Source organism: Paenibacillus sp. QJM3NY_38 (assembly GCF_056173265.1).
Genome location: NZ_CM149665.1, coordinates 2209375 through 2233737, shown reverse-complemented (window position 1 = coordinate 2233737; position 24363 = coordinate 2209375). Strand labels below are relative to the sequence as shown.

Sequence of the window (24363 nt, the reverse complement as noted above, 5' to 3'; positions counted from 1 at the left end):
GCTCCATCAGGGATGGCATTCATGCTGCCATAGAGAGCAGAATTAATCCATCCAGTTATAGTGGAAGGTGCCTTCTTTGTCCACGCGTTTAAACGTGTGAGCTCCAAAGTAGTCACGCTGAGCCTGCAGCAGGTTTGCCGGCAGGTTTGCGGTGCGATAGCTATCGTAGTATGCAAGCGCGCTGGAGAACCCAGGAACCGGGATGCCCAAGGATACCGCGGAAGCAACAACCTTACGCCATGCATCTTGATAGGATTCAATAATATCGGTAAAGAACGGATCCAGCAGCAGGTTCTTCAGCTCAGGATTGTTCTCATAAGCATCCGTGATGTTCTGCAAGAAACGGGAACGGATAATGCAGCCGCCGCGCCAAATTTTAGCGAGGTTGCCGTATTGCAGGTTCCAGCCGTACTCATCGGATGCCACGCGAAGCTGTGCAAAGCCTTGAGCATAGGATACGATTTTGCTTGCAAACAGCGCTTTGCGCACATTTTCAATGAATTCGGCCTTGTCGCCGTCAAATGCAGCTGCTTTTGGACCATTCAGGATTTTGCTTGCTGCCACACGCTCTTCTTTCATTGCGGACAAGAAACGGGAGAATACGGATTCGGTGATCATGGACAGCGGCACGCCCAGATCCAGGGAGCTTTGGCTTGTCCATTTACCTGTTCCTTTTTGGCCTGCCGTATCCAGAATCACGTCAACCATCGGCTTGCCGGTTTCATCGTCATATTTGGAGAAAATGTCAGCCGTGATCTCGATCAGGTAGCTATCGAGTTCGCCTTGGTTCCACTCTGTGAAGATTCCGTGCAGATCCTTCGCATCGAGGCCGAGTACGTCCTTCAGCAATTGGTAAGCTTCGCAAATAAGCTGCATATCGCCATACTCGATACCGTTGTGAACCATTTTTACATAATGGCCGGCACCGTCTGGTCCGATATATGTACAGCAAGGCTCTTCGTTAACTTTAGCGGAAATAGCCGTCAAAATAGGCTCAACCAGCTTGTAGGCACTTTCTTGTCCGCCAGGCATGATCGATGGACCTTTCAATGCGCCTTCTTCGCCGCCGGAAACCCCAGCACCGATAAAGTTAAAGCCTTTTTCAGCCAGTTCTTTGCTGCGGCGCTGTGTATCAGGGAAATAAGCGTTACCGCCGTCGATAATGATATCGCCTTTGTCCAAATGTGGAATCAGCTGTTCAATCGTAGCATCCGTAGCTTGTCCCGCTTGTACCATGATCAGGATTTTACGAGGAGTTTCAAGGGAATCCACGAATTCTTCGATCGAGAACGTCCCCTTCACTTGCTTGCCTTCGGTTTCCTTCAGCATATCTTCCGTTTTTTGCGGAGAGCGGTTATATACGGAAACGGTGAAGCCTTTGCTTTCGATGTTCAGGGCCAGGTTTTTTCCCATTACAGCAAGGCCAATCACACCGATTTGTTGTTTTGACATCTGGTTCTCCATCCTTTGCTCCAATATATTTTTAAACAACCCATCCCTATCCGAGATGATTTGCAATAATCTTATATTAACGTTTTTCATTTGACAAGTGAACCCCTGTCACAAAATCAGAACACGCGCGAAAACACCCCTTCTGTTTCGGAGTGTTGTTCGTGCTTTAAACTTGTATCCGGGTTGAAGTCATTACCACTCCAGCCTCATCAGCTCCAAGGAAAGCTCACGGAGTCTTTGCTTGCAAGCCGAAATTTTGTCTTCGTCCCCCTCTTGCAGCGCCGCATGGAGCTTCTCAAGCTCATCATCGGTTTCCAGTCTCGACAGCAGCAATCGCTGTTCCCCTACATCCGATTCAAACAGCCGCAGCATTTCCTGCTCCGTCATCGGCGTTCCCTTCTGAAACAGCACCCGCTGCCGGTAACCGGATATTTCCACGAGCCTTATGACCTCACCAAACAAAATATTCTCGATCAAAATTTGCCGATCCTTGAAACGTTTGACGACAGCATGGCCACGGGTATTCTCGATCAATTTCTCCATCCATTCCGCGAGTTTGGGATCACGAATCATATAATCGCCTACCAGTTTAAAACCGCTTCCTGTTCGTTGAAACCGCAGCTTTACCAGCTTGCGACCTGTTCGGATTGAAATGACAAACTGCGTATCATTCTCGCTCCAATAAAGCGAATATCCTTCCTGGATCAATTCCTTGATTAGGTCCTGGATATGCCGGCGATCAAACCGGAGCTCCAGGTTGCAATACTCCACTTCCTCGCTCTTATTCACGGCACTCCCTCCTCCGGTTTACTACCGATCATTAAACGGCGGTGAAGATTTCCCCCATGGCTGCTTTTGATGTTGTCTTATCTATATCTTATACTCCATCTTATGTAACGGTAACTTGGTTTATTGACTATTTTTAACCCACATGAACATACGGTGAAGCTTTTCTGGGCAATGCGTGATGTCCGTTTGCCTTATGGTATAATAAGTTATCCAAAAACCGAGTTTAGTAACGATATCATCAACAACAGGGAGGCCATCACATCCTATGACGGTTACCGGATTTACAGATCAAGATTTCGACGTATTCTCCGTTCCCGGGCTTGAGGCCCGTATGGAGGTTCTCATTGAACGTGTAAGACCCAAGCTGGAGGCGTTAGGGGCTGAGTTGTCACCTTATGTATCGGCATTGGCTGGGGAAGAAATGTTTGTGCATGTGGCGAAGCATGCAAGACGCACTGTCAATCCTCCCATTGACACCTGGGTCGCTTGGGCTGCCAGCAAACGCGGCTACAAAGCACTGCCTCATTTTGAGGTGGGCATGTTCGGAACCCATCTGTTTGTCATCTTCGCGATTATTTACGAGAGTCCCAACAAGACCGTGTTTGCCGGCAACCTGGAAGCCAAGCTGAAGAAAACAGCGAAGGCACTGCCTAAACATTTCTACTGGTCCATGGATCACATGAACCCGTCTGGCACCTCTCATCAGGATATGAGTGAAGAGGATTTCACGCGTCTGATTGAGAAGCTGAAGCAGGTGAAAAAGGCTGAGGTCATGTGCGGACTGCGCATCCCGCGCGAGGAAGCCGTCAAGCTTGAAGGGGACAAGCTGGTGCAAAAAGTGCAGGAGACGTTTGAGACGCTGCTGCCGCTTTATAAAATGGCGTTTTAATGAGCATGATATATTGATGTAAAGGGCTGCTGTTGCAGCTCTTTTTTTTAAGATTATAGAATTTATAAATTTTCAGGAAGCTGAACAATTCCGTAATCGCAAGAAAAACTTCCTTTAACCGCGGTCTGTCTTCTGAGAAAGTACGTCGATAGACGTTTTTTTATGGATGATATTTTAATGAAGGAACGATGAAGATCTTTGTTGCTCCTCCTTAATATGTCTAAAGTTTGAAGCGTTATGGGACATAGCAAAAAAAGACGTTTAATCTCCTTGCATTCCCCCCCTATTTTGCTATACTCAATTTTGTTTATATAAAAACAGAAATCAACAAATCATAACAAAATAAACATAAGGAAAGGTTGTGACAACGTCCATGGACCACAGTCGTACACCGCTCTTCACCGCACTTAAAGAACATGCGGCCAAAAACCCCGTGCAATTTCACATTCCGGGACATAAGAAGGGCCTCGGCACCGACGCCGAATTTCGGGAATTTATAGGGGATAACGCCTTTTCTATAGATTTGATTAATATTGCACCGCTGGATGATTTGCATCAGCCTACAGGCGTCATCGAGGAAGCCCAAAAGCTGGCCGCCGACGCATTCGGTGCCGATCACACCTACTTCAGTGTCCAAGGGACAAGCGGAGCGATCATGACCATGATCATGTCGGTATGTTCGCCTGGCGATAAAATCATCGTACCGCGCAACGTCCACAAATCCGTGCTTTCTGCCATCATTTTCACCGGGGCCAAGCCTGTATTCGTATCGCCTGCCCAGGATTCCAATGTGGGAATCGATCACGGAATCACCATCAGCTCGGTCCGGAAAGCATTAAAACGTCACCCTGACGCCAAAGCCGTACTGGTCATTAACCCGACATACTTCGGGGTAAGCGCCAATCTGAAGGAAATCGTGGATTTGGCTCACAGCTACAATGTGCCCGTTCTCGTGGATGAGGCGCACGGTGTATTGATCCATTTTCATGAAGAGCTCCCGATGTCGGCCATGGAAGCGGGGGCCGATATGGCCGCGACCAGCGTCCACAAACTCGGCGGCTCGATGACGCAGAGCTCCGTGCTGAACGTGAATACCAAGAACGGATACATCAATCCTTATCGCGTACAGACGATTATCAGCATGCTGACCACAACCTCCACCTCTTACATCCTGCTGGCATCGCTTGATACTTCACGCCGCAGTTTGGCGCTGCATGGACGCGAAATGGCTGCAAGGACGATTGAGTTGGCGCAATATGCACGTGATGAAGTCAACAAAATCGAAGGTTTGTACAGCTTTGGAAAAGAAATATTAGGCGGGGAAGCGACGTACTCCTATGATCCAACCAAATTGACGATCCATGTGCGCCACCTCGGCATTACGGGATATGAAACCGAGAACTGGCTGCGGGATCACTACAATATTGAGGTGGAGCTCAGTGATATGTACAATATTCTGTGCCTCATTACACCGGGGGACAATCGGGAGACCATCGATATTTTGCTGACAGCGCTCCGCGAGCTTTCCAATCAATACATGCATGTGAATGAGATTAACGAGCTGGTTGTGAAAACTCCGGAAATTCCGCAGTTGTCGCTGATCCCTCGCGATGCATTTTACGGAGATACGGAAGTAGTGCCTTTCAAGGAATCGGCAGGGCGCATTATTGCCGAATTCATCTATGTCTACCCGCCAGGGATTCCGATCCTGCTTCCGGGCGAAGTTATTTCCCAGGAGAACATCGATTACATTATCGATCATGTCGAAGTAGGCCTTCCGGTTAAAGGCCCCGAGGACCGCAGCATCCAAAATGTTAAAGTCATCGTGGAAACGGATCCTATATTCTAAAACGTCAGCTGTAAACACAATAAACCCGGTGCGAATGGTTCGCACCGGGTTTATTGCTTTGGAATCTTATTCCTGGTTTGCAGCAGCGACCAGTTCGTTGTAAACCGCCTCTACTTCATTCCATTCTTCTTCGTCCTCAATATTGTAAAGAACCATTTCCTCGTTCTCTTCTTCCATACGTAGAATGACGCCGTCCGCTTCCGGATTTTCGCGTTCAAGCAAAAGCGCGTAAAGCTTCTCGCCGACATCAAATGTCTCCACAAGAACCATCTCTACTTCTTTTCCTTCTTCATCCGTCAATGTCAGCACAAACTCTTCATGTTCGTGGTCGTGGTCATGATCGTGACCGCAGCCGCAAGCATCTCCGTGTTCATGTTTGTGTTCACTCATTGAAAAAACCTCACTTCGGTTAAATTATCATACTTTCGTATCGTATCACGGATAGCTTCTTCAGGTCAATTTCTGCCAAGTGCCTTAGGGCCCCTTAATTTAGGGCAGTAATCACTTTCTCCGCAACTTTCACAAAACCGTCCTCCGATTTGACTTTTACATAAAAGCCCACCGAGTATTTTCCCGCCGTTTTGAAATCATATGTGAAATCGTAGGTTCGGAACCAGAAGTTATCCTTGCGGTCCTTTACTTCCTGGGATTGGATGTCCTTGATATTGCCCGAAGGATCCTCAATCGCTACTTTCACGGAATGAATATCGTTGTTTAAGCTGTCAACCTGGCTAAAAACATTGAATTTCAGCTTCCCCTTGTTCACGTTGCCGAATACAGTATCTCCTTTAAACAGAAAAATATGCACGTTCGGCTTGATGACTTGAACTTGTCCATTCGCGGGATTCCAATCCACAGCGCCGTCAAATTCCCGAACCGGCACATACGTTTTGCCATCAATTAAATATCCGCCATCCTTCAATTCATGACCGTTCAGCCAGACACGGACACGCTCATTGACAGAATCTGCAAACAAAAGGGTGCTGCCACCCATTAAAGAGAGCACTAGCATACATGCCATCACTTTTTTCCACTTCATAATAATCATTTCCCTCCATTGGCTCATCTTGTTGTTATATGTGTATACTACATGTCAAAAAACAAGTTGCGGACAATTTTGCACTTTGTGGTAAAATTTTTTCCTCGTGCGTAACGATTGGTCCTATCACGAATTATAATGCATTTCGGCCCCGATTCGATCATATAATCCGTGTAAATCAACGTGGAATTCGTTAAAATATACATTAGCATACGGGGACTACACATCATATCATCAGGAGGTTTCATCCATTGACACTAAAATTGCAAATGCTTGGCACCGGCAGTGCGTTTGCCAAGAACTACTATAACAATAACGCACTGGTCCAAGACGGGAATTTCACACTTCTCATTGACTGCGGCATCACCGCTCCAATGGCACTTCATCAGCTGAATAAGACCTTTAACGATATGGATGCTGTGCTTATCACTCACATTCATGCTGACCATGTAGGCGGACTTGAGGAGCTGGCTTTTATTATGAAAATGAAATACAACCGTAAGCTCCCACTCTATATTGCCGAGACGCTGGTGGAACCGATATGGGAGCACACCCTCAAAGGCGGTTTATATCAACAGGGACATATCTCCTCCCTGCATGATGTATTTGACGTACACCCTCTGAAACCGGGAGTGAAGACCCATATTTCATCCGGCATCTCGGTAGAACTGATTCATACGCAGCATATTCCCGGCAAGGACAGCTATTCGCTTTATCTGAATGATCGGATTTTTTACAGTGCTGACATGGTATTCGACCCTATACTGCTCAACCAATTGGTGAATGAGCGGGATTGTGAAGTGATTCTGCATGAATGTCAGCTGCAAGGCCCTGGCGAGGTTCATACGACACTGGATGAGCTGCTTAGCCTACCACAAGAAATTCAGGAGCGCACCTATCTCATGCATTATAGCGATGAGGTCGAAGCTTTCATTGGCAAGACCGGGATCATGGAATTTGTGGAGCAGCAGCGGGTATACGAATGGTAGTTCAGTATAGATGAATAGTTTATGAGGTTTCCCGGGAACACTAATGCCGGGAGGCGATTCATATGGATAATACACAACAAGAAGTCGTAGGCGTCCGTAAAAACGGAGATGGCGACATCATCGAACTTAAGCTGGATAACGGCAGTGTCGTTGACTACAAGACAGCGCAACAAATGGCCAAGAATAAAGAGATCAAAAACCTGAACGTATTCCGTGGACGTGACGGAGACGAACATCTTCGCTCCAATGCGGATGGCGATCCAAGCAACAACCTGGACAATTTGCCAAACTTTTAAAATCATGACTAAAAAGACCTCGAGTCGATACTCGAGGTCTTTTCTTTTTAAACAGTGAGGATCATTAGCACCTTAATATGGTAAAAAGCCTACAGTTCCTTTTTCATACGAACGTGGGGAATGCCCGCATCATCAAACGGCTCGTCCGAAATGGTCTCATACCCAAGCTTGCGATAAAATGCCTCCGCTTGCACCTGTGCATCCAGTACAGAATACTGCAGCTTCAATTCACGCGCCTGCGCTTCCAATGCCATCATCAGCACACGCCCTATCCCTTTGGAGCGGAATGGCTTACGCACCGCGATTCGCTGCATTTTGGCGGAGTCTTTATTGTAATAGGTGATACGTCCGGTTGCCGCGTATTGACCTTCCGATTTGATCAGGACATGAAACGCATCGGATTCCAGACGATCGTACTCATCGATCTCCAGGTCAATCGGCACCTTCTGTTCAAGCACGAAAACATCCTTCCGGATATCCAGCGCCTGCTGCAATTGCTCTTCGGTTGATACATTTAAGATTTCTGCTGCCATTTCAACACCTCTTTATGTAGAATCAATTCTAGTGATATCGCAGATCGAGATATTATACAAAATAATCGTTTTCCTGTATAGTATAAGCTAACGTTTTCTTGAAAGGAGCATGGCCTTTATGGGCATGGGAGCCACGATATTTTGGGCTGTTATCATCTCAGTCGTCATCATCTACCCTATCTTTTGGGCGATTAAAAAAGGATATTCCCGCAAATGGGATGAGGAATAGCATCGGCCGTTTTACAGCAAACCGCCAGCCTGCAAGCCGACGGTTTGCTCTGCTCGTTGTTCGAGCAATGGATACAGACATTATTACAACTGATCTGTTACGGATTCGTTGCTGCACCCCTTTATGGTTGGAGATCACGTAATGTGTCCACCGAATCCATCGGCGGTACCGGCTCCAGTGCCCCGCTTCCCTGCTTGGAATACACATCCTGATCTACAGAACGGCCGTAAACATCGAGCATTACGGGCGCCGCTGATCCATGGAGCGGCTCCAGCTGCACCGACGTTCTCTCCGGGATACTGCAACCGCTGCCCAGTACAGTTACCCCCAGCAACGAGAGCACCAGTCCGGCTCGTTTGAAATGATGGGATTTCCCACCTGCCATACCATTCACGCTCCTCCACTGGCAAATACATGCTGTATTTAGTCTGAACCGGAATGTCATTTTTTATAACGAGAAAACCATTGACAGTCGCATTGTCTGCTGGTAATATATGAATTACCTTTTTAAATATTTCATGATCTGTTAGCTCAGCTGGGAGAGCACTATCTTGACAGGGTAGGGGTCAGTGGTTCGAGCCCACTACAGATCATAACCGTAAACCCTTGATGCCATTGGCATCAAGGGTTTTTTCTTTTTTCCTTCTTTAGATTAGCTAGCTGAATTTCACCCAAAGGGGACGAATTGGGGGGACAAAGTCGGGTTTCCCCGTCTCCAGGTACGTTGCCCGGATCCACTGATCCCGAATGTTGTGTATCTTTATCGAAGATCAACGACACCATTCCAGGCTTGACTTCCACTTATCCATACAAAAAAACCGGTACCCAGAAAGGTGCCGGAAATCATAACCTACATATTCATCTTTATTTATACCATTATCTTTAAGTACCCCAGTCCCCTTACGAAGGATCAAGACTTACTTTAACAGTTCTTCCGGCGTCTCTCCGCTGTATACAAAAACGGGACTTGCAGTATTAACTACAAAAACAGCTACCAACGTCAGAGCAGATGCGATAAACGAAAACAACCGATGTCTAATCCTATGGATCCATAACATGAGCTTGTCCTCCTTTCCAGCGTATTAAACTGATAGCCTGGACCAAAAATATGACAGCCAATGTTGGGGACTGGAGTCCAAAGTTAAATATCACGATGAAACAGCTAATCAAGCGAAGTTTTGCGTAATGCTTCCTCGATATTCGGGACTGCTTCTCAATTCGGCTGGGAGCGAACAGCATCACCAGCGACAGACTGAGAGCAGTAATTACGAGAATGCCTGCATTCGCCATATCCGCAAAAGACACCAGAGTGAATAGCGCTGTCGTGAATGCAATACAGCCTGCCCCCGTCTTAAGATGATATCCTCCGGAAAATTGCCTTAGTACCGCAAAACCCACCAAGGCTATCACAGCCTGCTTCATGTTACCTGTAAAAATAGAGATAAGCAGCGTGAAGACCACAATACACAATACGTTTAAAATGATGGTGATCGCATGTTTCAGAACAGAAACAGAGGACTTATGGTCGGGTACCTGGCGTTTGATCCCCTCCGCTATCCGCTTTGACAAGCCTTCTATGATCATAAGATTCCCGCTCCTCTGTATTGATGGCATAATACAAGAAGATTCCAAATGTTATTCCAAAGAAGAGAAGGTGCAGCCATAAACGATTAAGGTAAAATAGAATTGCAATTAATATCAACACCACGATAATCAACGTGATCAATAGAACATGTTCAAATTTAATGCGCAGCTTTTCCAGATCGTACTTAAACCCAATACCAAACCTGTACATAATCCAGGATATCAATAGTCCTGTCGCACCTGAGAGGATTTGAAGAATATAACCATTGGCATGATCGGTCTGAATGGAGTCGATCGATCCGAATATCGTTGTCAGATATGCCGTTTGAATTAACGCATAAAACATATAACCCAGAATGGTGCAGATCGCCGACCAGATAACCGGGATCTTAATAATGGCTGAAAATAAGAAAACGAAGATCAGCACGGTGATGAGAGGGGCTAGAAAATCCAATTGAAGTTCGTTGCGCATGATAAAACTTTGTAAGTTGGCAAGGATCATGACAATCAACGCCTGCCCTATGTACTCTGTCGTCTTGAATCTAAGCAATGTCATGATTAGCGAATAAATAGCCAGTGTTTCAAATGTTGAAAACAACATAAACCAAATAACTTCCATTCAAAGCTTTCCTCCCTACACCATAAGAAATGGTTAAATGTGTACTACGCCACTTCTCGATTTATCCTGATTACACTGATGGTTATAACGTCCATAAATAAACGGTATACCGACAGACCCTCAGTTTCCTATCGAGTCGTCCTAAATGATGCATGTTCTTGAGGTCAATTCCGATGGCGCCTGCCACTTCTTATATGTCTGGAAACTGTGATGGAAAATGTAAAAACATTAACGTCGTTTATGTCTCCGGTTTGGCCAAAAATTCTAAAAAAGAACAGCTTAGAACTTCGTATACACCAAAACGAATTAAATCGCTGACGTTCAATCCATATACCAAACGAAAATTAAGCACTAGTTATCAAGAATCCACGACCTTGCGAAAATGACTAAGCCAGAATAAACTCAGTTCCTACTATATTAACATCCTGACATCATCTAGGTTGATTATATAAGGCCCGGAGGGCATAACAACAGGTAATTAAATACATAAGTGGGGGAATCCATCATGGATCTATGAAGTGAAGGGTGAAATAGGAAGTTAATTTGCTATATCTCTATTATATACGAACCTACGTTCCTGCTCAACCGTTTACAATCTAAAAAATGAAAGAAAAGGCATCCATCTCGGTTGCCCTTCCCTTCCACCAACCCATTAAGAGATGGGTACCGATTCTTGTTAGCAGATACGTTTTTGTGTATGTTAATAATACACTGAAAATGCAGTATATAAGGAGAATAGGACATTGCGAATTAAGATTAGGATATGCTTAATCGTTCTATTACTAACATTCGGACCACATACAACCTACGGGGAAGACAACAGCTCGCTCAACCAAGAAACAATAAATCGATTACGGGAAACCTATAATCTGGAAGCACCCGGGCCTCCATCCATGCTATCCGGGTGGAGCGAAGGAGACTGGGGAATTAGCCTTGATCCTTCCTCTCTGCCCGATCTAATTCACATAACCCTGCACCCGGTATGGTTCTTTACCCGGCAACTGGTCCAAATTTTATCCTCTTAGCGTAACCCGCTTCATCTTCCCCTGCTCTTCCTGTCATTCCCCGATTCACTTATACAGCTTGGTCCATGCCAAACCATTCGCAACGAGCAGCATGAGGATATATGCTAACATGCCATAGGGAATCGTGCTGCTTGCATAATGCAAACCCCATAATCCGCCCACTACAATAAAGAATAGCAGCACCCACCAGCCGTCTTTCTGCTGAGCCATATTAAACGCCTGAGAGAACGGTGGAGTGCGCAGAATTGCCTTGGCTGATAAAGGAATCAACACCAAGCCGGTAAGGAATACGATGAGAACATCCGGGATAATCCGGCTTCCGAACAGAATCAGGAATATGACCGCATTCACAGTGAAGAGCGGCAGGAACATTTTGACCGCAAAAGCCTTTAACGCCCCTAGGTATAACGGATTCATGCTTGGCATCGGGGCTGCGCCAAACAGCCAGAAGGCTTTGGGCTTGCCGGAGAATTTCAGCATCATGACGACCGTTACAATCATAATGAGCATCGTGTGCAGTACATAGTACGACGATCCCTGGCTGATTTCGGCCAATGAGGAGTTGCGGATTGTGGAGACAAAAAATAAATAAGGCAGTAACACGGACAATCCGAGTGTTGGATACACTTTAAGCTTAAACTCTCTCTCATTCTTCAGCATGCTGGCAGATAATCGGAAACAAGCCTGCTCCGTGCGCGACCGGCATACCAATTTGGCCAAGAATCTGTCCAAGCGCCCGCGCTCCCGCCCTTTTCCCGCTTCGCTGTGAGCCAGCTTCTCCAGATGCTGCTCGAAAGAAGGAATATAACGGACATAAACGATCATAAGCACAATCGGTACGAGTACAGCCAGCAACGAGAGTACGGTCAGCCACCCGCTCCCCTCGCCAAACAACCACTCATACGGAGCCGCAAACCACACTGGCGGAAGCAGAATCTGCCACCAGGCCGGCGTAAATACCAAATTGAAATCAATCAGATCAAAGGAACGAATCACAAACTGATAGCCAATGGCCAGCGCGGCGGAAAGTCCAATCTGTACATAATTGATCAGATCCTTCAGTTTCTCTCCATCCCAATACTTAAGCAGCAACAGATAAACCAAGGAAGTGCTCACCAGAATGAGCATATTCATCAGAATTAACTCCAGGATATAGATCAGAAAGAACAGCACGCCATGCTTGAACAATCCCACGACCAGTGAGCCTGCTGAGAGCGCCCCGGTCAGCAGCAGCAAGTAAATTCCTGCATGAATCGATCTCGCCAACCCGACCGTACGGCCGTCGATCGGCTTGGTCATCAAAATGCTGCGGTCGCGCACATCAAGCAGCACGGAAGAGAAATCTGAAATCATGGAGCTCATGATCAAGAACATGAGGATCGCAGACAGGATGCTCATCGGCATTAAATATTCCGGATTGCTCCAGAACACAAACGGCGTCAGGACAAGCCCGATTAAGCCGTACAGCCAGAGGGAGCTGACAAACAGGTTCTTGTCCTGCTCTTCTTCTTTCTTCCTGTTGCTTGAAGATAATATGACAGGTGCACGCCTCGAATCCATCAGCAATTTGACATGGAGGATCCGGCGCAGGGTTGCATAGTCGACACCCATTCTCGAAATAATTCCCTGAAAGCGATCCAGTATCTTCAGCATTCGAAACGATGATTCCGATCCCCCCATATCAACTTCCCTCCCGAACGATCGATACGAACCGTTCCGCAATACGGGCATGGTCATGGAACCCCGTCAGCTGATTAAACACTTCTTCCAGGGACCCCTCATGGGAATGCTGTTGTAATTCTTTGAACGTTCCGTCCGCCACTACCCGGCTGTCAGCAAGCAGGATGATCCGGCTGCTGATTTTCTCAACGACGTCCATAATATGTGAGGAATAAAAAATCGTCTTGCCCTGGGCCGAGAGTTGGGCCAATACTTCCTTGACCACCATCACGCTGTTCGCATCCAGCCCGCTTAAGGGCTCATCCAGAAACAACAGATCAGGGTCATGCAGCAGGCTCGAGATCAGCAGCACCTTTTGCCGCATTCCTTTTGAAAACGTAGCGATCCGGGAATGATAGGCCTTTTCCATGTCGAAACATTCCATCAATTGCTTTGCCTTATAATCCGCTGCATCATATGTAAGTCCGTACAACTCGCCTATAAAGGTCAAATACTCGGCAGCCGTTAACTGATCGTACAATTCGGCCACCTCGGGGACATATCCGATTCTCCGTTTATAATCGATATTCCCATCGGAAATATCCTGACCGAATATGCGGACTGTCCCCGTGTACCCCTCAACCAGCCCGAGCATGATCTTGACCGTCGTGCTCTTCCCCGCTCCGTTCGGACCGATATATCCAATCATCTCGCCGCGGCGTACCTCCAAGTCGATACCGTTCAGCACATAACGATTATCATATTTCATGCGCAGGTCTTGAATCCATAACACTTCATTTTCGGACATGATATGATTCTCCATTCCCTCATTGACTTCACATACCTACCTTATTATGGAAGTAGAGGAAAATCAACCTTTTGAGGCATACTCGCTCTGCAATATCCCCATATGCACGATGTCATGCCAGTCGCCATTCCGGTACAAGCTCTGCCTGGAGCTGCCTTCGTGGACAAATCCGATTTTTTGATACAGCTTGATCGCTTTATGGTTGAAGGAAAATACTCGCAAGCTTACCCTGTGCAGATTCAGTTCCAAAAAAGCATAATCGAGCAAAAGCGTCATCGCTTCAAAGCCGTACCCTTTGCCCCAAGAAGTCTTTTCGCCAATGTCGATGATGCACTCCGCATTCCGGTTCTTGGTATCGATATGAATCAATGACATGATGCCGATCGGTCTGCCGGTATTCTTCAACAGGATCAGATAGCTCTTCGAGGAGGAAGAGCCCAGGATCACATGCTGAACGAAGTCCTTTGTTTCCTCCAGTTGATAAGCATCCAGGCAAGGACTGGTGGATTTCATCACTTCGAGATCATTACGCCAGGTATGATAAAGCTCCGCGTCATTCATCGTCATTTTTCGACATATTATTCTAGCAGAATTAAATAGCATCAAAAAGCACCCTTTCCATAATCATGTTTCTATTGATATCGGATCTAACATTGCGCTAAGAGATTGGATGAACGTTTCCAACTGCTCCGGTACGCAAGTCATCGTCGGTCCGAGTTGGAAGGTATCCAGCATGAGTCCGTTCAGAAACGAGATCATATACCGCGCTATGGCTTCCGGTTCCAATCGGGGCCGAAACTCCCCTTGCTCCTGACCTTTCCGAATGACCCGTCCCATGGCCTCAACGGTCAGTTGATATCGTTCGGTTATATAGGGATAGTCCTTCCTGGCATGAACATAAGAGGAAGACAGGAAAAATTCCGCCCTGGCCAATACAAGCGAATGGCGGATTAGCGATAGATCACGCTGCTGTTTCTGGACCCAGTCCATCAACTGATTCCATATCGGATATTGCGGATCCGGTTCAAAAAAACGGAGCGTCTCCTGGTCGTCAAAACGCAGGACCTCTATAAATACATGCTCCACATTATCAAAATACGCATACACGGCTCCGCGGGACATCCCCGCTTCATCCATAATGTCCTGCATCACGGTGCGGGTATAGCCCTTTCTGATAAAAACGCGCCTGGCCGCCCTCAATATTTCATGTTTCTTCTCCTGCTTGTATTCTTCGCTAACCCGTGGACACATGAGTCATCCCTCTCCCGCCCTTTAACATGAATATCGATTCCACTAACTTCACCTTAACATAAACGACATTAGTGTCATTTTACTTATTTTATCATAAACGACACTGGTGTCGTTTTCAAGCCGCATCCGCGATCAACACGAAAAGCCTCTTGAAGAAATCCCCTCCTCTCCTTATATTTCTCTTTGAAAACAACTTGTTCTATTTTTCCGCATATGCACATTTCCGTCAACATTCGCGAATAGCTGCATATATATGGGGGAGAACGAAAAGAGGTGATCGGACATCATTAAGGGCATCAGCCGCATACTGATCTTCACCTTACTGCTGGTTTTCTTTTTCCCCGTCGTATCCCATGGCGCTTCCGGACAGAAGCTGGACAGTAAGTACAGCAAGTACGCACAGTTTATCGTCATTGATAAATCCACCAACAAACTGACGTATTATGAAAAAGGCAAGGTCATCAAAACGTTTCCCGTCGCTACAGGCAAAAAGCCCTCCTATACGCCAGAAGGCCTGTTCAAAATTCACGAAAAAGTGAAAAACAGACCTTACTACAAGGAAGGCATCAAGGGAGGAGACCCGCGCAATCCGCTAGGGGACCGCTGGCTCGGCATTAATGTGAAAGTAAACGGCAGAGTTAGCTACGCGTACGCCATTCATGGAAACAACAACGCCAACTCGATCGGAAAATACGTGTCGGCAGGTTGTATACGGATGCATAATAAAGACGTGCGCTGGCTCTACGACAAAGTGAAAATGAATACCCCCGTCCTCATCCAAAAATAAGAGCGCTAAAAAGCCAAACACATTCATGTGTCTGGCTTTTTTTAAAATTTGGCGTTTACGATCCATACTCCGCTCCGAATTCAATAATATTGCGGTCTGGATCCAGCACGAAAATCTGGGCAAAGCCGGCAACGCTGTCGGGATTAGCCACATACTCGACATTCATTCGGTCCAGCCATTCCTTCGTCTCGCGGTAGCTTTTCACCCAGATCGAGAAATGCCCGTCCGTCGTATCGATTCCGCGCTCCCGCAGCGTATCACTGATGGGATGCTCCAGCAGATGAAGCTGCTGGTCTCCGACAGCGTACCAGACACCCTTGGAGGCAAACGGCGGCCGCGGCAGCTCCTGAAACCTCAGCACCTCCGAGTAAAACACCTTCGCTGTCTCCAAATTTCGTACGGCCAAGCTGACATGGTGCAGTCTTTCAAACTGAATCATGATTCACACCCACTCATAAACGGAATCCATCATCGTTCATATTGTCTTACAGCTTTATAATATTGCCCATCCATTTCAACCAAGAGCACCTTGTCAGCAGGCGCCCCACCCAACTGATAGATGGCCGTTCCGACAGGTAAACTGCTATCTCCATCTTCCAAGCGTACCCCCTCTGGAGCGCGATGATCCGCAACGTCCGCATGATCGATCTCGCGGCTCACTTCTCCAAGCTTGGTTCCGGCTTTAAAAGAAGGAAGCACGGCATGCTTCAATACTTTGTAAGAGTTTCCACCGTTCCATACAACAAATCCCTCGCTCCATTGCACAGGCTTACTATTTGCTGCTTTTTCCTCGGGTTGTATTTGTTCCGATGAGCCAGTTACATTAACCTCACTCTTCTCCACGACTGCTGTGGAATTCAAAGTCATCGAAACGACCATTGCAGTGACAATCATCAAAAAGTATTTCATTCCAAGACTCTCCTTCCATTGAATAAAGGTATGTAACCATCTTGTATAGGATAACTTATACATTATATTTGAATCAACCATCTAAGGGGGGAGTTAACCATGGACATCCATTCGGAGGAATATAAAATTGCCTCACTCAATGGGAATGAAGGTACCTTGAAAGCGATTGAAGATGCTGAGACCAAAATTGCCGAGCTTACTGGCAAAGATATCACCCTGATTGCTTACGAGAAAGACCAAACCCAAGAGAAGAATCAATAATCAAGCCGAGTAAAATAAAGAGCTGCCCTCCAACCGTCCACTGTGGCCTATTGAGAGCAGCTTTTTCATTTCATTATGCAAGACAGCAAAGCCCGATCCATGTAACTCGGAATCGGGCCTTGCTGGACCGGGATGTCATATTCCCAGCGGTATCTAAAAAATGCTTACTTGACCGAAACTTTAACGCCGAGTGTCACGATTTCGTGAGGTTTAACCGGCAGCGTGAAGCTTTCTTGATTATCAAAGCTTTGAACCGTACCCTCAACTTCCAGAATAGAGCTCTTATAAACGCCCCGGGAAGGTAGAGAAGATTTCAGCTTCAGTTTTGTATCCGTGCCCGCCATATTGAACCAGCGCAGCATCAGATCCCCAGTCTTCGGATTCACTTTCAGGGAAGAGAACACAAGTTCGTCATGGCTCCATTCAAGCGGTGCGGAAGTCGATGCGACGGTGCCGGCATGGACTCCGGTCTGTGCAACCGTCCATGGGATTTGGAACTGGTAAGCCTCAGCGTATGCGCCTGACTTCATGCCGTCTCCCTGATGCGGAATGACCTCCATACGTACGGTATGAATGCCGATGCACTGAGCCTCAGGTGTAGGGAAGTACCCCCAATCACCGAGCTCGCCTACGGAACGAAGCAATGTAACGGCGATGGTATTTCGGCCGTCACGCAGGACTTCATATTCATTCAAGCCTTGGTTAGCTACCGTTAACCCTGCAGTAGCCGTCGTAACGTCAACGAAAGCCTGTTGATGGGCCGTATAACTCGGGTTCTCCCATTCGGCAGCTGGTTCGTTATCCCGCGTTGCCACCTCAAACATGGAATCCACGTTGTGTGACGATGCCTGCAGATCCATTGGGAACAATGCACGCACCCGATGATCCTTCGCCTGATTATCCATCGTCGCTTCAATCTCCACGCCTTTGCCGCTGCGGTTCAGACTGACCACGGTACGAATGCGCATGGGCACCATCTCGCTCGATCTTTGCGCTTTCCGGTTTGGATAATATACAAGCTCATGCTGCTCTTCATCCAGCTTGCTGTCAGCCATAGCCGGAATGGACCAGTTATGAACGATTTCAATGGCTGCGCGGTAAGGCGTATCTTCCAGAACCGAAATTTGGGCGGTTTGGCCTTTCGTGGTCAATGCCGCTTCGCCATCCGGCTGTTTGTACATATATTCGTTACCGATATCTCCGGTATTTTCATAGACGCCCAGATCGCGGTATACTTGTCCGTTCTTTTTATCCGTCAAGCAGAAGGAACCGTCCCCCTGGATCTCAACCTTGATCAGCTCATTCTCCATCACATTGGCATTGCTGATTAAGGATTCAACCTCAGCAGGCTTCACTTCACTCTTCACCCAAGCATAAGCAGTCAATCCCATTGCAGGAATTGCGCTTGCCTCGAAGGTGAGTCTCACACGACGGCACATATACGGCTGGCGGAAACGGTCGTCCGGCAGATCGTAGCCGAACTGAAGACCCAGATCCTCAACGGTGCAAGGTACAGCTTGTCCTTGAGCGTTAACCAGCACGCGGCCGGACAAGTCGATTTCCTTCATCCGGCGGCTGGTTTCCTCCAAAGAGTAACCTTCCCGGAAATAGAGCCGTTTCGCGTCCAGCTCGATGCTGACCGTACCGCTGCGGCTCCAACCCGTCGTATTGAATACAACAAGCGGCAGCGGATCGGATCCCCATTGCTCGAAGGCGCTCGTGTCAACGGCATCTGCAATGACGCGAATACTGTCGTCCACGATATTTTCGGCCACGTGTGCGCTTTTCTCAAAGCGGGTAACCATTTCGCGGTGAACTTCGTCCACGCTGCAGCCGCAGATGCTGTCATGCGGATGATTCTGCATCAGTGTCTTCCACGCGTAGGTGAACAGATGATGCGGATACTCCTTACCCAGCAGGCTCGCGTAGGATGCAAGCGGTTCGGCCACTTTTTCGAGTAAGGTCTGGCCGCGCTGGTTCATCTGCTTCAGGTACACGCGTGCCGAAGCGGTATTAACGAGCGTTCCCCATCCATCGGTACGCTGACTGCGCAGCTCTCCTTTTACGGAGGAAAGATCCTGCGGCAGCTTCTCCCGAACGGCTGTCAGGTAATCGTCAAAATTGGAATGAATAAACTCCGTATCCGGATACAGCTTCTTCGCTGTACGGATGCCTTCCGGAAGATCGGTCTGTATCGGCTGATGGTCACACCCGTTCATATAGAGCAGCTCAGGCGTGGAAGCATACTTCTCGGCATCCGCCAGCTTGCGGTCCCAGAATGCCTTCGCTTCCGCTTCATCAACGGGAACCTCGTTACCGTTACTGTACCAGTTGGCAAACAGGATGCCCAGCACCTTGGAGCCGTCCGGACCTTCCCACATCAGCTCTGAGAATGAGGACTCATAGCCGCTGTCGGAGACGGTATTGTTAAAGCCCGTTGGCTTCACGCCCCGGCCGAAGAAGGCATTATCGATGCCGGACTGCAGCATCAACTGCGGTATTTGGCCTGTAAGTCCAAATGTATCGGGGAAATAACCGATTTTGGCAACTGTGCCGTATCGCTCGGCATCCTGGTGTCCGATCTGCATATTTCTCACGTTGGCTTCACTGCTTGTCAGGTAGGCATCCTGCAGAATGTACCATGGACCGATAATAATGCGTCCATCCGTGATCAGCTTCTCAAGCTGCTCTTTCTTCTCGGGTCTCACCTGCAAATAATCTTCGATAATAATCGTCTGGCCATCAAGGAAAAAGCTGCGGTACTCCGAGTCCTTCTCCATCGTCTCAAGCAAGCTGTCCATGAGCTCGATCAGCCGCACATGGTGCTTTTCATACGGTAAATACCACTCGCGGTCCCAGTGAGTATGCGAAATAATATGTGCTTTTCTGGATTGATCCATCGTTTGCTTAGTCCCCCTTATGTTAGCCCTTCGATACCGTGATTTCGACCTCATCCGGACGGTACACCGATAACAGGTCACCGCTCGCATCTACTGCAAACAAGACCGAACGATCCGCTTCCAGCACGAATGAATAGATGAGGCCTGTGGAAGGATCCTTTACCTCAACATTCGTGTCCCACGATTGCTCCGAGCCGAATACGAAGAGAGCTCCTTCTTCAAACGTTACCTTGCGTCCATATACGCCGGAATGGTCTCCGCCTTGATTCCAGATCAGTCCAGTGTCGGCAGCGGACAGCTCCAATGCATACCGATATAAAGCCGCAATGGTGTCGATTCGATCATTCAATTCTACGGGAAGCGGGCTCCAGAGAAGACGCCCTGCTCCAAGCTTCACATCCACGATAGAGTCGCCGGCCACATCAGCCGGTTTCGCCCCGCTGCCTGCCGGAATTTCTTTGCTCAGCTCGGCAATCTTCCGATGGCCATACGATGCAGACCATGCACGATCCCCAATGCGCAAGCTTTCTTCCCGGCGAACATTCGCCAGCTTCCGCTCGCCCAGCTCCTCGGTCATTCGATCGACCTGATGCCAATATGCATCCAGACCGATAGGACCTGTCAGAAGCAGCGTAGCTCCCGTTTCCTTCACGATATCCATCAACTCGGCAAACGCCTGGTCATCTACATTGTGCGCGCTCGGCAGAATGATGAACTTCACCGGATGGTTACGCAGCGAGCTTAAATCATATTCCCCGACAGCGCGGAACGGCACATTCAGCTCGTAAGCAAGCGCGCGCGTCGCCTTGGTCGTTGCTTCAAAGGCGAGCTTCCGGTTCGAGAAATCGTTCGAATAAGGGAAAATGACCGCGGTCTCTTCCAGCTTCCGGCCTGTAAACATATCCCGGATGCCTTCCATGAAAGCGCCGAAATCATACGACACATCCGCTTCCGGTTTCTCCGTGCCGTCAGCGCGGACAGCTCCGATATGCGATTCATTGGCATTGTCCATGTAGAAATTCGTGTTCCAGATCCAATGAATGGCTCCTGCGCCCCCTGTGGAGAAAGCGTAAGCATACTTGCGCTCCAGCAAATTCCGCAGCTCGGCTTCGCTTCGCTTCGCCCGGCCATCCGGTGTCTCCACGTACATGATGCCCGTTTCCTGAATCAGGTTCGGTTTATCCGGCGTTTTGGCAAAGATGCCGTCCCAGATCAAATAGTCGTTGAACCACCAGGAGTGGACCGTCGTATAGTCTACGGCTTCGGCATAGAAGAACGGAGATGGACGCTGTGCGCCAAGCGCCTCGTCCTGTCCAACGGTAACCATATGATCCGGGCATACTTCTTTAATATCGTCATATAATTCCTTGGCCCAGCGGTTATGCATGTCCATGGAGAACAGTGCGTAATCAAGCCATTGGGTGCCTTTTTTCCCTTGATGCATGTCTTGAACGTCAAAATTAATGACTTGAGGCTCCGGCGGAAGCACGGAGTCAAAATCCGGCAGCTGATCGGCTGTCATATTCCAGCGTTCCTGCAGACGCTCAATCGAACCATGGCGCTTTTTCAGCCAGTCGATATAAGCTTGTTTCTCGAATGGATCCTTCGCGGAACGCGGTCCGTCCGAGAATATCTGCGGCGGATCAAACATGGATGGCTCGTTAATCAGATCCCAGTCCACATTCTTCGTATTTTTATGTCTACTAATGATGGAACGTATGAAACGCTTCTGCGCTTCCACACTTCGCGGATCGAGGTAAGGATTTTGACCTTCCCAAGTCTCCGGAGTGAAGGAGAAGAACGTGAATGTCACCTGCAAATCATGCTTCTTCGCCGTTAACAGGAAGGCGTCAATCGAACGCAAAACCTCTTCGGATGCATGACCGTCCACCTGCATAATATTGCGGTATGCGGTCCAGATACCGGTACGAATCCAGTTGATGCCCGCATTACGCATCTGTGCCATATCGCGGTCCCATACATCCGTGTTCGGAAGAAACAGGAATTTACGCGCTACATCGGAGGTCATGTAAGTCATCCCGACAACAGGCAGCGGGCGGCCATCCTTGATGAAGTAATCCCGATTGCAGGTTACAGGCGTTCCCGCCTGCAAAAGCTCGGAATCTGTTCCCCAGAACCCTTGTCTCAGCCGGCGGATTTCTCCATCCGGTCCTTCAGCTTCACATACGACCCGATAGGATCCCGGCTTGATATCCAGCTTAACCGGAATACGCTGTACATGAAATTGTCCGGTCACATCCACCGTCTCGGAATGATGCCAGGATAAGGACTCATCTTGGTCGTGTTTGACGGAGATGCGGAATGTCCAGCTCTGCGGCTCTTGTACGGGTAAGCTCCGGCCAAGACGTTGTGCCTGCAGGGTCAGAATCGCGCGCTCGCCGGACTCGTAGGCCGCATAATTCGGCTTGATCCACAGCTCGGTGATGCCTTTTGCGCAGAATGCCGCCCAGCGCCGTACCTCTTCTCCTCCATCCTGTTCCCAGAAAGAGGTTGAGAGAGGCTGATTCACAAACATCCAGCGTCCGCCCAAGAAAGGTCCGCCGACGTTTTCCCACAGAACGGCAGGAGCCGCGACTTCTCTTCCCTTCGCCGTGGTCCCCTTAAGGAGCGGATAAATCCGTGTATCCATTGGCCCGGCCGATCCCATCTGATGCGGCAGGTCACTGCTTTTGGTGACATGCGGAACCAGGTTCCACGTATCGCGGACGGATAACCGCTCACGGCAACTCTCCATAAGCGGAATAACGTCACTTGCAGTCAAATGGTCGACGCGTCCGCTGTCTACTGGCAGCGCTTCATGTATGTGAAGCTGCTGGTGATATGCCGTCTGTTCGTGCTCCACCACCCAAGCGCCATCCTCCATACGGACAGGGCGTTTGAAGGGGGCACCGCCTACGCTGACAAGACCGCCGCCATTTCTCAGAAAGCCCAGGATCGCTCTCCAGGCGCTTTTCGGGAAGTAAGGCGCATGCAGATTGACAAAGCTTGCGCCCTGTCCGCCTGCAGATTCCAACGCTTCAGCCAAATCCTCAGCACGGCACACGACATCGAATGCATGCAGGGCCGCCGCGCTAGCCGGCAAACCGGCAGCTTCTGCTGCCGGAAAGGACGGATTGTAGAATACAATCAGACGCCCGCTCATAGAATCCCTGCTTTCATCGCCTGATACACCAATTGCGAGAAGAGGCTGTTGGACCAAGCAAACCAAGATCTAGTAAAGACTTTTGGATCGTCGGCATGGAAGCCTTCATGCATAAAGCCGGTATCTGCATCGGTCGCTTCCAGCAGCGCAATCATCTCCAGCTTCTCTTCGGCCGTCTGTGCCGTAATTCCCTGCATGGACAAGGCCATATGCCAGATGTAATCCGGCGGTGTATGCGGACTGCCGATTCCTTTGGCAACAGCGCCCTCGTAGTAGAAAGGATTCTCTTTGCTGAGCGCAAACCGTCTGGTGTTTTGATAGATCGGATCATCTGCAGAGCAATACCCCAGATAAGGGATGGACATGAGTCCAGGGGTTCCCGCATCATCCATCAAGCAGTGATTCCCGTAACCGTCTGTTTCATAGGCGTAGATCGGTCCAAACTCCGGATGGCGGTAGATGCCGTACAACTGAATCCCGTGATCCACGTCGGCTTCGAGTCGTTTCAGCTCATCGAGCAGCTTCATATCCCGGAATACCCATTCCGCGAATTCCTGCATTTGACGCAGGGCGACAACGGCGAACATGTTGCCCGGAATATTGTAGTGGAAGTCGCAAGCGTCATCGCTTGAACGGAAGCCGGACCAGATCATGCCCGTATAATTTACCGGCATGCCGAGCCCGTTATTGCGCAAGGAATCCGTTGGAATTCCGTTATCCCGCGTGAAACGGTAAGGCGATTTCTCGAAATGGTGCTGCTCGGTTTTAAACAGCTCGATGATCTTGATCATAGCCGACTTGAAGTTGGCGTCAAACACATCCGTAAGACCGGTTTCCTTCCAGTACAGGTAGGCCAAGCGAACGGAGAAGCACAGGGAATCAATCTCAAACTTGCGCTCCCATACCCATGGGGACATTTCGGTTTCGTCGGTTGTGTTCCAGTGCCAGTCATTCGCCGATTCATTAAAGGCGTTGGCATAAGGATCGATATGAATATATTGAAAATGGCGTTTGATCAATCCGCTTAAAATCCGCTGCAGCTGCGGATCATTCTTCGCAAACGGAATGTAATGGATCACCTGTTCTACCGAATCGCGCAGCCACATGGCCGGGATATCACCGGTAATCACAAATGTCGTGCCATCCTCCATCAGTTTGGTTGTTGTCTCCAGCGTGTTCGGGAACGTGTTCTTGAACAGCTGAAGCAGCTTTGGACGGTGCGCAAGCTTCTCTTCAGCCTCTTGCAGAACCGCCTGAATCGATTGCGGCAGCTCAAGCTCCGGCATTGGTATTTTGGGGAGTCTGAATTGTTCCATGGTTGTTCTGGCTCCT

At 48.5% G+C, this 24363-nt stretch carries 24 protein-coding genes and 1 tRNA gene; 7 read left to right on the top strand and 18 right to left on the bottom strand.

The genetic code is table 11. The features are described 5' to 3' along the window. Positions 1 to 42 precede the first annotated feature (42 nt). Both gndA and AC0VZ8_RS09820 read right to left on the bottom strand, forming a co-directional pair. Positions 43 to 1452 (bottom strand): NADP-dependent phosphogluconate dehydrogenase, encoded by a 1410-nt coding sequence (gene gndA, locus AC0VZ8_RS09825; RefSeq protein ID WP_475486731.1) that lies wholly within the window; start codon positions 1450 to 1452, stop codon positions 43 to 45. A 192-nt stretch (positions 1453 to 1644) separates the two neighbouring features. Continuing rightward, a complete protein-coding gene (locus tag AC0VZ8_RS09820; protein ID WP_100536070.1) occupies positions 1645 to 2241 on the bottom strand; it encodes a hypothetical protein in 597 nt (198 codons plus the stop codon). Positions 2242 to 2506: 265 nt separating this feature from the next. Here AC0VZ8_RS09820 and AC0VZ8_RS09815 point away from each other — a divergent pair, with 265 nt between their 5' ends. After that, the gene (locus tag AC0VZ8_RS09815; RefSeq protein WP_071223664.1) at positions 2507 to 3130 is read left to right on the top strand and encodes a YktB family protein; all 624 of its coding nucleotides are present in this window, start codon (positions 2507 to 2509) and stop codon (positions 3128 to 3130) included. 373 nt (positions 3131 to 3503) lie between these two features. After that, positions 3504 to 4979 carry an aminotransferase class I/II-fold pyridoxal phosphate-dependent enzyme gene (locus AC0VZ8_RS09810; RefSeq protein ID WP_071223050.1) on the top strand — a complete coding sequence of 492 codons (1476 nt, stop codon included), beginning with the start codon at positions 3504 to 3506 and terminating at the stop codon, positions 4977 to 4979. Positions 4980 to 5045: 66 nt separating this feature from the next. Here the strand turns inward: AC0VZ8_RS09810 and AC0VZ8_RS09805 are convergent, their stop codons facing one another. Together AC0VZ8_RS09805 and AC0VZ8_RS09800 are read right to left on the bottom strand one after the other, a co-directional pair. After that, a complete protein-coding gene (locus AC0VZ8_RS09805; protein ID WP_071223049.1) occupies positions 5046 to 5369 on the bottom strand; it encodes a DUF1292 domain-containing protein in 324 nt (107 codons plus the stop codon). A gap of 94 nt (positions 5370 to 5463) precedes the next feature. Beyond that, the gene (locus AC0VZ8_RS09800) at positions 5464 to 6018 is read right to left on the bottom strand and encodes a copper amine oxidase (protein WP_260064190.1); all 555 of its coding nucleotides are present in this window, start codon (positions 6016 to 6018) and stop codon (positions 5464 to 5466) included. Between the two features lie 251 nt (positions 6019 to 6269). Between AC0VZ8_RS09800 and AC0VZ8_RS09795 the strand changes: the two genes are divergently transcribed. Then, entirely contained in the window at positions 6270 to 7007 is a 738-nt protein-coding gene (locus AC0VZ8_RS09795; RefSeq protein ID WP_260064191.1) for an MBL fold metallo-hydrolase, read from the top strand. 62 nt (positions 7008 to 7069) lie between these two features. Continuing rightward, positions 7070 to 7303 carry a DUF3892 domain-containing protein gene (locus AC0VZ8_RS09790; protein ID WP_071223047.1) on the top strand — a complete coding sequence of 78 codons (234 nt, stop codon included), beginning with the start codon at positions 7070 to 7072 and terminating at the stop codon, positions 7301 to 7303. 89 nt (positions 7304 to 7392) lie between these two features. Here the strand turns inward: AC0VZ8_RS09790 and AC0VZ8_RS09785 are convergent, their stop codons facing one another. Both AC0VZ8_RS09785 and AC0VZ8_RS09780 read right to left on the bottom strand, forming a co-directional pair. Continuing rightward, complete coding sequence (locus tag AC0VZ8_RS09785) at positions 7393 to 7836, bottom strand: GNAT family N-acetyltransferase (protein WP_475486730.1); 444 nt, start codon at positions 7834 to 7836, stop codon at positions 7393 to 7395. A 350-nt stretch (positions 7837 to 8186) separates the two neighbouring features. After that, positions 8187 to 8450 (bottom strand): hypothetical protein, encoded by a 264-nt coding sequence (locus AC0VZ8_RS09780; protein WP_071223045.1) that lies wholly within the window; start codon positions 8448 to 8450, stop codon positions 8187 to 8189. A gap of 135 nt (positions 8451 to 8585) precedes the next feature. On the opposite strand from AC0VZ8_RS09780, the gene AC0VZ8_RS09775 reads away from it, so the two are divergent. Then, positions 8586 to 8658, top strand: a tRNA-Val gene (locus tag AC0VZ8_RS09775). Between the two features lie 324 nt (positions 8659 to 8982). Here AC0VZ8_RS09775 and AC0VZ8_RS09770 read toward each other — a convergent pair. The 7 genes from AC0VZ8_RS09770 to AC0VZ8_RS09740 all read right to left on the bottom strand — a co-directional run bounded on the left by AC0VZ8_RS09770 (position 8983) and on the right by AC0VZ8_RS09740 (position 15011). After that, entirely contained in the window at positions 8983 to 9123 is a 141-nt protein-coding gene (locus tag AC0VZ8_RS09770) for a cyclic lactone autoinducer peptide (protein ID WP_074961962.1), read from the bottom strand. Continuing rightward, entirely contained in the window at positions 9107 to 9649 is a 543-nt protein-coding gene (locus tag AC0VZ8_RS09765; protein WP_475486729.1) for an accessory gene regulator ArgB-like protein, read from the bottom strand. Before AC0VZ8_RS09765 ends, AC0VZ8_RS09770 begins: the two co-directional genes overlap by 17 nt. Then, positions 9585 to 10268, bottom strand: coding sequence for a hypothetical protein (locus AC0VZ8_RS09760; RefSeq protein WP_071223044.1), 684 nt, complete (start codon positions 10266 to 10268; stop codon positions 9585 to 9587). The genes AC0VZ8_RS09765 and AC0VZ8_RS09760 overlap by 65 nt, the downstream gene beginning before the upstream one ends. A 1070-nt stretch (positions 10269 to 11338) precedes the next feature. Further along, positions 11339 to 12973 (bottom strand): hypothetical protein, encoded by a 1635-nt coding sequence (locus tag AC0VZ8_RS09755; protein WP_475486728.1) that lies wholly within the window; start codon positions 12971 to 12973, stop codon positions 11339 to 11341. Position 12974: 1 nt separating this feature from the next. Continuing rightward, complete coding sequence (locus AC0VZ8_RS09750; protein ID WP_216535639.1) at positions 12975 to 13760, bottom strand: ABC transporter ATP-binding protein; 786 nt, start codon at positions 13758 to 13760, stop codon at positions 12975 to 12977. A 63-nt stretch (positions 13761 to 13823) separates the two neighbouring features. Further along, the gene (locus tag AC0VZ8_RS09745; protein ID WP_475486727.1) at positions 13824 to 14363 is read right to left on the bottom strand and encodes a GNAT family N-acetyltransferase; all 540 of its coding nucleotides are present in this window, start codon (positions 14361 to 14363) and stop codon (positions 13824 to 13826) included. Between the two features lie 21 nt (positions 14364 to 14384). Then, on the bottom strand, positions 14385 to 15011 hold the full coding sequence (locus AC0VZ8_RS09740; RefSeq protein ID WP_475486726.1) for a TetR/AcrR family transcriptional regulator: 627 nt from the start codon (positions 15009 to 15011) through the stop codon (positions 14385 to 14387). 283 nt (positions 15012 to 15294) lie between these two features. Between AC0VZ8_RS09740 and AC0VZ8_RS09735 the strand changes: the two genes are divergently transcribed. After that, on the top strand, positions 15295 to 15798 hold the full coding sequence (locus AC0VZ8_RS09735) for a L,D-transpeptidase (RefSeq protein ID WP_339296657.1): 504 nt from the start codon (positions 15295 to 15297) through the stop codon (positions 15796 to 15798). A 55-nt stretch (positions 15799 to 15853) separates the two neighbouring features. Here the strand turns inward: AC0VZ8_RS09735 and AC0VZ8_RS09730 are convergent, their stop codons facing one another. Together AC0VZ8_RS09730 and AC0VZ8_RS09725 are read right to left on the bottom strand one after the other, a co-directional pair. Continuing rightward, positions 15854 to 16237 (bottom strand): VOC family protein, encoded by a 384-nt coding sequence (locus AC0VZ8_RS09730; RefSeq protein WP_194541710.1) that lies wholly within the window; start codon positions 16235 to 16237, stop codon positions 15854 to 15856. A gap of 29 nt (positions 16238 to 16266) precedes the next feature. Next, positions 16267 to 16707, bottom strand: a complete 441-nt coding sequence (locus AC0VZ8_RS09725; RefSeq protein ID WP_475486725.1) for a hypothetical protein — start codon at positions 16705 to 16707, stop codon at positions 16267 to 16269. A 99-nt stretch (positions 16708 to 16806) separates the two neighbouring features. On the opposite strand from AC0VZ8_RS09725, the gene AC0VZ8_RS09720 reads away from it, so the two are divergent. Continuing rightward, positions 16807 to 16968: a hypothetical protein gene (locus tag AC0VZ8_RS09720; protein ID WP_181469721.1), complete on the top strand. Its 162-nt coding sequence runs from the start codon at positions 16807 to 16809 to the stop codon at positions 16966 to 16968. A 164-nt stretch (positions 16969 to 17132) separates the two neighbouring features. Here the strand turns inward: AC0VZ8_RS09720 and AC0VZ8_RS09715 are convergent, their stop codons facing one another. The 3 genes from AC0VZ8_RS09715 to AC0VZ8_RS09705 are packed head-to-tail and all read right to left on the bottom strand — an operon-like array spanning position 17133 to position 24347. Further along, positions 17133 to 19868, bottom strand: a complete 2736-nt coding sequence (locus AC0VZ8_RS09715) for an alpha-mannosidase (RefSeq protein ID WP_475486724.1) — start codon at positions 19866 to 19868, stop codon at positions 17133 to 17135. A gap of 22 nt (positions 19869 to 19890) precedes the next feature. Then, positions 19891 to 23031, bottom strand: a complete 3141-nt coding sequence (locus AC0VZ8_RS09710; protein WP_475486723.1) for a beta-galactosidase — start codon at positions 23029 to 23031, stop codon at positions 19891 to 19893. Then, positions 23028 to 24347: a glycoside hydrolase family 125 protein gene (locus AC0VZ8_RS09705; protein WP_260064201.1), complete on the bottom strand. Its 1320-nt coding sequence runs from the start codon at positions 24345 to 24347 to the stop codon at positions 23028 to 23030. Before AC0VZ8_RS09705 ends, AC0VZ8_RS09710 begins: the two co-directional genes overlap by 4 nt. Positions 24348 to 24363 lie beyond the last annotated feature (16 nt).

Coding starts and splice junctions, on each gene's coding strand:
- AC0VZ8_RS09770 (WP_074961962.1), bottom strand. CDS start 9,123: ATGTTATGGATCCATAGGATTAGACATCGGTTGTTTTCGTTTATCGCA.
- AC0VZ8_RS09720 (WP_181469721.1), top strand. CDS start 16,807: ATGGACATCCATTCGGAGGAATATAAAATTGCCTCACTCAATGGGAAT.
- gndA (WP_475486731.1), bottom strand. CDS start 1,452: ATGTCAAAACAACAAATCGGTGTGATTGGCCTTGCTGTAATGGGAAAA.
- AC0VZ8_RS09740 (WP_475486726.1), bottom strand. CDS start 15,011: ATGTGTCCACGGGTTAGCGAAGAATACAAGCAGGAGAAGAAACATGAA.
- AC0VZ8_RS09780 (WP_071223045.1), bottom strand. CDS start 8,450: ATGGCAGGTGGGAAATCCCATCATTTCAAACGAGCCGGACTGGTGCTC.
- AC0VZ8_RS09755 (WP_475486728.1), bottom strand. CDS start 12,973: ATGGGGGGATCGGAATCATCGTTTCGAATGCTGAAGATACTGGATCGC.
- AC0VZ8_RS09730 (WP_194541710.1), bottom strand. CDS start 16,237: ATGATTCAGTTTGAAAGACTGCACCATGTCAGCTTGGCCGTACGAAAT.
- AC0VZ8_RS09810 (WP_071223050.1), top strand. CDS start 3,504: ATGGACCACAGTCGTACACCGCTCTTCACCGCACTTAAAGAACATGCG.
- AC0VZ8_RS09800 (WP_260064190.1), bottom strand. CDS start 6,018: ATGAAGTGGAAAAAAGTGATGGCATGTATGCTAGTGCTCTCTTTAATG.
- AC0VZ8_RS09765 (WP_475486729.1), bottom strand. CDS start 9,649: ATGATCATAGAAGGCTTGTCAAAGCGGATAGCGGAGGGGATCAAACGC.
- AC0VZ8_RS09715 (WP_475486724.1), bottom strand. CDS start 19,868: ATGGATCAATCCAGAAAAGCACATATTATTTCGCATACTCACTGGGAC.
- AC0VZ8_RS09745 (WP_475486727.1), bottom strand. CDS start 14,363: ATGCTATTTAATTCTGCTAGAATAATATGTCGAAAAATGACGATGAAT.
- AC0VZ8_RS09790 (WP_071223047.1), top strand. CDS start 7,070: ATGGATAATACACAACAAGAAGTCGTAGGCGTCCGTAAAAACGGAGAT.
- AC0VZ8_RS09760 (WP_071223044.1), bottom strand. CDS start 10,268: ATGGAAGTTATTTGGTTTATGTTGTTTTCAACATTTGAAACACTGGCT.
- AC0VZ8_RS09710 (WP_475486723.1), bottom strand. CDS start 23,031: ATGAGCGGGCGTCTGATTGTATTCTACAATCCGTCCTTTCCGGCAGCA.
- AC0VZ8_RS09705 (WP_260064201.1), bottom strand. CDS start 24,347: ATGGAACAATTCAGACTCCCCAAAATACCAATGCCGGAGCTTGAGCTG.
- AC0VZ8_RS09805 (WP_071223049.1), bottom strand. CDS start 5,369: ATGAGTGAACACAAACATGAACACGGAGATGCTTGCGGCTGCGGTCAC.
- AC0VZ8_RS09725 (WP_475486725.1), bottom strand. CDS start 16,707: ATGAAATACTTTTTGATGATTGTCACTGCAATGGTCGTTTCGATGACT.
- AC0VZ8_RS09785 (WP_475486730.1), bottom strand. CDS start 7,836: ATGGCAGCAGAAATCTTAAATGTATCAACCGAAGAGCAATTGCAGCAG.
- AC0VZ8_RS09815 (WP_071223664.1), top strand. CDS start 2,507: ATGACGGTTACCGGATTTACAGATCAAGATTTCGACGTATTCTCCGTT.
- AC0VZ8_RS09750 (WP_216535639.1), bottom strand. CDS start 13,760: ATGTCCGAAAATGAAGTGTTATGGATTCAAGACCTGCGCATGAAATAT.